General features: G+C 62.3%; 7 protein-coding genes and 1 pseudogene. 4 read left to right on the forward strand and 4 right to left on the reverse strand.

The features are described 5' to 3' along the window. The 3 genes from BOO71_RS27900 to BOO71_RS15635 form a co-directional block, all read left to right on the forward strand. Positions 1-321 (forward strand): hypothetical protein (locus BOO71_RS27900; protein ID WP_439823018.1); only part of this gene is annotated, 321 nt, incomplete at its 5' end. Positions 322-595: 274 nt separating this feature from the next. Further along, a complete protein-coding gene (locus tag BOO71_RS15630; RefSeq protein ID WP_254843186.1) occupies positions 596-2668 on the forward strand; it encodes a UvrD-helicase domain-containing protein in 2073 nt (690 codons plus the stop codon). Positions 2669-2728: 60 nt separating this feature from the next. After that, on the forward strand, positions 2729-3091 hold the full coding sequence (locus BOO71_RS15635) for an HU family DNA-binding protein (RefSeq protein ID WP_075834006.1): 363 nt from the start codon (positions 2729-2731) through the stop codon (positions 3089-3091). Positions 3092-3155: 64 nt separating this feature from the next. Here BOO71_RS15635 and BOO71_RS15640 read toward each other — a convergent pair whose 3' ends face one another. The 4 genes from BOO71_RS15640 to BOO71_RS26435 form a co-directional block, all read right to left on the reverse strand. Beyond that, positions 3156-3830 carry an endonuclease NucS domain-containing protein gene (locus BOO71_RS15640; RefSeq protein ID WP_075834008.1) on the reverse strand — a complete coding sequence of 225 codons (675 nt, stop codon included), beginning with the start codon at positions 3828-3830 and terminating at the stop codon, positions 3156-3158. 288 nt (positions 3831-4118) lie between these two features. Next, positions 4119-4682, reverse strand: a complete 564-nt coding sequence (locus tag BOO71_RS15645; RefSeq protein ID WP_075834010.1) for a PIN domain-containing protein — start codon at positions 4680-4682, stop codon at positions 4119-4121. Continuing rightward, a complete protein-coding gene (locus BOO71_RS15650; RefSeq protein ID WP_083653502.1) occupies positions 4682-5119 on the reverse strand; it encodes an excisionase family DNA-binding protein in 438 nt (145 codons plus the stop codon). Before BOO71_RS15650 ends, BOO71_RS15645 begins: the two co-directional genes overlap by 1 nt. 84 nt (positions 5120-5203) lie before the next feature. Next, positions 5204-5683, reverse strand: a complete 480-nt coding sequence (locus BOO71_RS26435) for an HNH endonuclease (protein WP_083653504.1) — start codon at positions 5681-5683, stop codon at positions 5204-5206. A 71-nt stretch (positions 5684-5754) separates the two neighbouring features. On the opposite strand from BOO71_RS26435, the pseudogene BOO71_RS15660 reads away from it, so the two are divergent. Then, a pseudogene (locus BOO71_RS15660) lies at positions 5755-5988 on the forward strand (IS66 family transposase); the annotation flags it as partial.

Consider the following 5988-nt stretch of genomic DNA (forward strand, 5'->3'; position numbering starts at 1 on the left):
TTTTTTCTGATCAGCACATTTGAGCAGTCAGACATTACATTGGCAGAACTGCTGCGGGCTTGGAAAGCCCGCTGGGGGATCGAAGTCATTCACCGCCTTGTTAAACAGAACTTGAGTTTCGGCCAGTGCCGTTACCGTGACATCCAGGCACACCGAAACTGGGCCTTTCTGGTGGTTCAAGCCTTTCATGCCGTCCTGGAGGTCAGAAAACGAGATCCCGAACTCACATGGCGTGCTGCACAGCATCTGGCGGCCCAAGAACACCGTAAGTTCGTCCTGACCGCACTTTTTCCTGGTTCACCATTGTTGGAGGCTGTTTGAGACGCAGTGTGGCACAGGACTGGAAACTCTTGATCGCATCAGCCTGGCAGCACGTCTATAGATACAAGTCCGCCCGATTCAGTGGCATACCCGCTTTGTCCTCCGCATCCAGTTTGGCTGAGCAATTTGATCGGACCGTTGCGACTGCCCACGCCACCTGCTGGAGTTGTCAGCCCAGCATCCGCAGTGCAGAAAAGTCTATCAGTACCGAAACATGATCAAAATGCCCCACTCAGGCGCGTTTTTCTGCCCTATCTTGAGCCAGGAGGCCAGAGTGAACCAGCGTGCGATCCCACCCCATTTCACTCCTGAGCAACGCGCGTTCCTTGCCTGTGCTACCACGACGCCTGCACATATCTTCCTGCGCGCCACCGCTGGCGCAGGCAAGACCACCACACTCCTGGAGGCCGCCTGGCAGCTCGGGCAGAACGGTGTTTACTTCGCCTACAACAAGCATGCTGTCGCCGATCTCCAGCCCCGCCTGCCCCGCCAGGTGCGCGCCCGTACGCTGCACGCCCACGGTCTGGGCCTCCTGAAAAGCCAGACTGGGGGCTTGGACCTCGTACGCGACAAGGGCCGACAGGTGGCCGCCCGCGTCATGCGAGGCGCCCGGGCACCCCTGTATGTAGCCGCCCGTGCCTGGGACATTGCCCGCGAAGAAACCCTCGTCAACCTGACACTCTCCGATGCCGAACGCCTCTCCGCCCGCACGGACTGGCGCGGCCATCCCCGTGAACTTCTGGACTTGATCCCCGCCATGCATGAAGCCGGTGATTGCCTCTGGCAGGACGCCCGCAGCGCGGACTACACGGACATGCTCTGGCTCCCCGTCCGCCACGGGTACGGCCAGCACCGTCTGCGCTTGGCCCTGGTGGATGAAGCTCAGGACCTGACGCCGCTCCGCCAGCAGTTCGTGCAGCACCTGCTTGGCCTGCCTGACAGCGCAGACCCAGGACGGCTGATTTTTGTGGGTGACAGCGATCAGAGCATTTACCTGTGGGCCGGTGCAGACCCCGCCGCCCTGAGCCGCCTGAAAGCTGCGGTGGATGCGGTGGAATTGCCGCTCTCCGTGTCGTTCCGGTGTCCACGGGAAGTGGTGCGGTACGCCCGTGCGTACAGCTCTTTCATCCAGCCCGCCCCGCAAGCCCTACCGGGTGTGATCGAGCATGTCAGCGCGGAGACCGTCACCTATGAACGGGGAGATACGGTGTTGTGCCGGACGAACGCGCCCCTGATCCGGTTGGCCCTGGAACTGATGACGCGGCGCGTGAGTGTCAGCGTGGTGGGCCGGGACCTGGAAGTGCGCCTGCGTGAAGCGTTGACGGCGGCCTTGCCCGCACACGGCACGTTCTGCAATGATGCCGTGACCGAGCTGGCACGGGCGTATCTCGCCCCATTAGACGAGCCGCTTGGGACGCGCATTGCGGAAGGGGACCGGGTGGCCCGGCAGCAACGCACGGAACTGTATGACCTGGCCCGCTGCCTGCGGTACCTGGCCTGGGTGGTGTCCCGTGCGTCAGGGGAAGGCACGCTGGAGAGCGCTCTGGCCCTGCTAAAGGAGCTGTGTCAGGAGGATGCGGACGCCGACGTCATCTTGGCGTCCGTACACCGGGCGAAGGGCAAGGAGTGGCCGCGCGTGACGATCCTGTACCCGGAACTGATGCCGCTCGCACAGGGGGACGAGGCCGAGGAGCGGGCCGTGCAGTTCGTGGCGGTCACGAGGGCGCAGCAGGTGCTGCGGTTCGCGTACGGCAAGGAGGCGTGGGCGAAGCAGGAGTTTGTGAAGCCGGGTGAGTTGCCGGAAACCCAAGGAGGGCCGAGCCTCACGCCATCTCCCAGCAACGGACGTCCCCGTCCTGCAAAAGTGGCACGAAAACCCGAACCCTGTCCTGCTCCCAGGACCACCCGGCCGGCGGGGGAAGCGGGCACGCTGCTGGGTGGCAGCTCCATGCTGGCGCGGGAAGCGGTGCGGGAGCGGTTGATGGCGCTGGCCGAGGAGGACCGGGCGCTGGTCCGGGTCTGGGCCTTGACTGGCTTACAGGCCTTATCCACCACGCGTGAGTCACTGGTTGCTGTGCATGAGGATCACCTGCTGGTGTACGAGCAGGCCGCCACGCTGGCGCGGATGGCGCAGCCCGTGGGGAATGGGCGTGGCGTGCCGATCTGCGTGTTCGAGTCTCCGCTGGCCCGCGTGCAATTCGCCCGGAAGATCCGGGTGGGAAAGTCCATGGTCCGGCTGAAGCTGGGGGAGCAAGACCTGCGGTTTGATCTGGGGAGTGGGGAACTGGTGGGAGCGCAGGGGCCACTGTCCACGTTCATTCTGCCGGGGGCGTTGGAGGCTTTGTAGGCGAGCTGAGTGGCCAACTTTGCTTGCACTGAGGGCTATGGATCGCGCACACTGTGAGACATGACGAAAAAGTCGAAGCCTGCATCCACGAAGACGCCGAAAGCTGCTGCCCCTGTGGCCTCTGCACCCGCGTCAGCGGCTGCTGGTGGCAAGATTGCCAAAGCTCAGTTGGTGGACATGGTGGCTGATAAAACCAGCCTGACGAAAGTGCAGAGCGAGGGGGCGGTCAGCGCCATGCTGGACGCGGTGGTTCGCTCGCTTCAGGGCGGGCAGAGCGTGGGGCTGCCTGGACTGGGCACTTTGAATGTCAAGGAGACTGCGGCTCGGACGGGCGTGAAGCCGGGGACCAGCGAGAAGATCCAGATTCCTGCCGGCAAGAAGGTGTCTTTCAAAGTGGCCAGCACGCTGAAGGGCGAGTTGTAAACGTAGTTCTAAGACATGAACCGCCCACAGCTGTGGGCGGTTCTTTTATAATGATCTCACGCGTTCAGTCGAACAAGGAAGGCAAAGCTGCTGGAGCTGGCGCGTCTGGCCACGCCCCCATCTCGCGGAACTCCAACCCCCTGGCACGCAATTCCTTGAGCGCGGGCGCAGTAATCGACGGTGCAGCCAGAATGCCCCGCACCGCACCCACACCCAACTTTTGTACGGTGGCGACATAGCGGCCTAGTTGGCTGACGGCGTCCTGGGTGGCCCGGCCCCGCTTGAGTTCCACCACCACGTACCGCCCGTCCACATCCCGGGCGTAGAGGTCAATACCACCCGAATCAATGAGCAACTCGCGGTCCAGCACGGTGAGTCCGGGTTCAATGAGGTCCGGGTGACGGGCGAGGGCGTCCTGCATCTGTTTCTCTGAGCCAGACAGCGTGAAGGAAGCCTCCTCATATAAATCCAGCGCGAGCGCGAGGTGCGGGAGGAGGAAGGTCACGCGCACCAGTTCTTCCGGACTGCGACGAGAAGCATGCAGGACGCAGCGGCCGTGTTCGACGCGGGCGGTGAGTTCGTCGGTACGGGGTTGCCAGTTCATCGGCTTGATGCCGGTGGGTGCGTGGATATGGAGGCTGCCATCACGTTTGATCAGGACGAGGTACGCGCCTACTTCGGCGGTGCTGGCCGCGCTGGATGATCGACATCGGAAACCGGTGGCGAAAGGGCTTGGCATCGGTCATGGCGGGCTAGCCTATCCCGACCCAGTTAAGGCAATACAACCCTTTTTTATGGGTTTGAACGCACCGGGCAGCACGTGCCGGAGCTGACCCCAGCATGCACAACCACTTCAGATTCCAGGTTCGCGCCTACGGGTGTTGCGTGGGAAGCTCTGTCGTTTCTGGCGTCCAAAGTTCAGAGTTCTTGATTCCTTTGAAGGTCAGCGGCCTCTGACAATCGCCGCCAGACATCCACCTGAATCTCCGAGGAGTTGGAACGTCAGTGAACGCCCCGAAGTGGACGACTACCTTCCCAGGGTCCGAATGATCTCCGCCGTGCGGGTGAGTGTCAAACGATCCAACGCCTCCGCCAGATCGGCCACCTGCAGACGCGGACTTCGGAGCGCCGCCAGCAATTCTTGTACCACTGTCAGAGTCAGCTCTTCATCCTGGACCATAACGTCCACCAGCCAGGAATCGGGATGCGTCACCAGCAACTCTCCCCCAGGAACGTTTGCAGGTGGAAAGTCCTTGAGGTTGAAGGTCAGCAGCACATCTGCCCCCGAATGCAGGGCGGCGGCCAGCACATGGCGGTCATCTGGATCGGGCAGCGCGAGGCCAGGGATCAATGATTCATATCCGTGACAGCGGGCTTGCGGCAAGGCACGTTCCATTAGCGCACGGGTGCGGGTCAGCGCCTGCGCCCGGTCTGGACGCATGGCCAGCAGGTTACGCGTCCACTCGTCCTGCACCTCGTCTGACCAGCGCACTTCGCACAGCTCCGCGAGGGCCAGGCGGATCAGCAGATCACGCGGCAGGGCTGAGTACAGCACGTTGGCGTCACAGAACGCCGTGGGGACCGGGGTCATCAAAGATCGTACAGGCCCATCTCCTGGGCTTCTCGCGTCAGTTCGTCGGCAATGGCCAGCCGCTGCGCCCGCTCGTCCCGAAACGCCAGCACGGCTTTCAGGGGGATGCGCCGGTGGCTGCCCACCTTATGGAACGGCAGCTCCCCAGTCTCCAAAAATCTGGAGACCAGAAAGGGGCGGCTCATGCCCAGTAACTTGGCCGCCTCGATGGTGGACAGGTCTTGGTCCGCCACCACCAGCGAAATCACATGACCGTCCAGGAGTTCTCTGACCGACGCCCGCAGGACACTGGCCAGCAGGGGAGAGACTTGGAGAGGGTCTGCCTGTCCCGGCAGTTGCAGGTAGACGGGAGCGTCGGTCGGCACCTGCGCCAGGCCATCGGCCATCTGCTGAAGTTGCTCCTGATCCTGAGGAGTAGCGATGAAGGACGCGGTCATGCCATCAATCTAGCATAAGTGTAATAAGTGTAATTCAGGAGGAGTTGAAGCGCGTGGGCTGCGTCGTCCAATGAAGCTTGATGCTCATCTCTGGGGAGAGAAGTCGCGTAGCGGAATGAGCCTCACCTGCCGTCCCTCAACCACCTGAACCTGGAACTGGGACAGCAGTTCAGCCAAATGGCTGGCCCTATGCAAAAGGGCAGGAATGGACTCAGGGACGATTAACACCTGCTGGAGACGGGCGGGTTGTTCGTTGCGGAGAAAGAGCGGCGCAGCATCAAAGAGCGGCTTGGGCTTACGGGCCGCCCTTCGGAAGGGGAGAGGAGGCTCATGAACCGGCAACGACAGCAAGCAATCGAAGAGGCCACCGTAGGGCGGCAGCTTGATCCCCTGGAACATTTCCGGGAACAGGCTCGGCATCCCCGAATTTTTGCGGCGCTGGTGGAACTCGATGTGGGCGTGATAGCGCTGGCTGGGGAGGACGATCAGGTTCTCGGGCGCGTTGTTGGTGCTGTCGCCGTCCCGGTGGTGGACGATCTCACCAGGCAGCAGCGGGCGGCCCAGAAGCTGCGCCGTATCTGATTAGCGCCTCTGCCCGGTGGCCGGAGGCCAACAAGATTCGCTAGACTCAGGGCATGGCCGGGACGCTGACAGAGGGTGATGTGCTGGAGATCATCCGTCAGCAGACCGAGCGATTCGAGCAGTTGGAGGCCGAGAATCACGCGCTCCGTGCCGAAAACACTCGTCTGAAAAAGAAAATTGAGGAGCTGGAGCGCAAGAAGCACAGCAAATATGCTGCGCCGTTCAGCCGCGAGACGCGTAAAGCTGCTCCCCAGCCCCCTGGACGCCGTGTAGGAATGGGAACGTTC

Origin of the sequence: Deinococcus marmoris (assembly GCF_001949125.1) — a bacterium.
Classification (GTDB): domain Bacteria; phylum Deinococcota; class Deinococci; order Deinococcales; family Deinococcaceae; genus Deinococcus; species Deinococcus marmoris_A.

Excerpts from the sequence above, each read along its gene's own strand:
- BOO71_RS15635 (WP_075834006.1), top strand. The coding sequence starts at position 2,729 with ATGACGAAAAAGTCGAAGCCTGCATCCACGAAGACGCCGAAAGCTGCT.
- BOO71_RS15650 (WP_083653502.1), bottom strand. The coding sequence starts at position 5,119 with ATGACCGCGTCCTTCATCGCTACTCCTCAGGATCAGGAGCAACTTCAG.
- BOO71_RS15645 (WP_075834010.1), bottom strand. The coding sequence starts at position 4,682 with ATGACCCCGGTCCCCACGGCGTTCTGTGACGCCAACGTGCTGTACTCA.
- BOO71_RS15640 (WP_075834008.1), bottom strand. The coding sequence starts at position 3,830 with ATGCCAAGCCCTTTCGCCACCGGTTTCCGATGTCGATCATCCAGCGCG.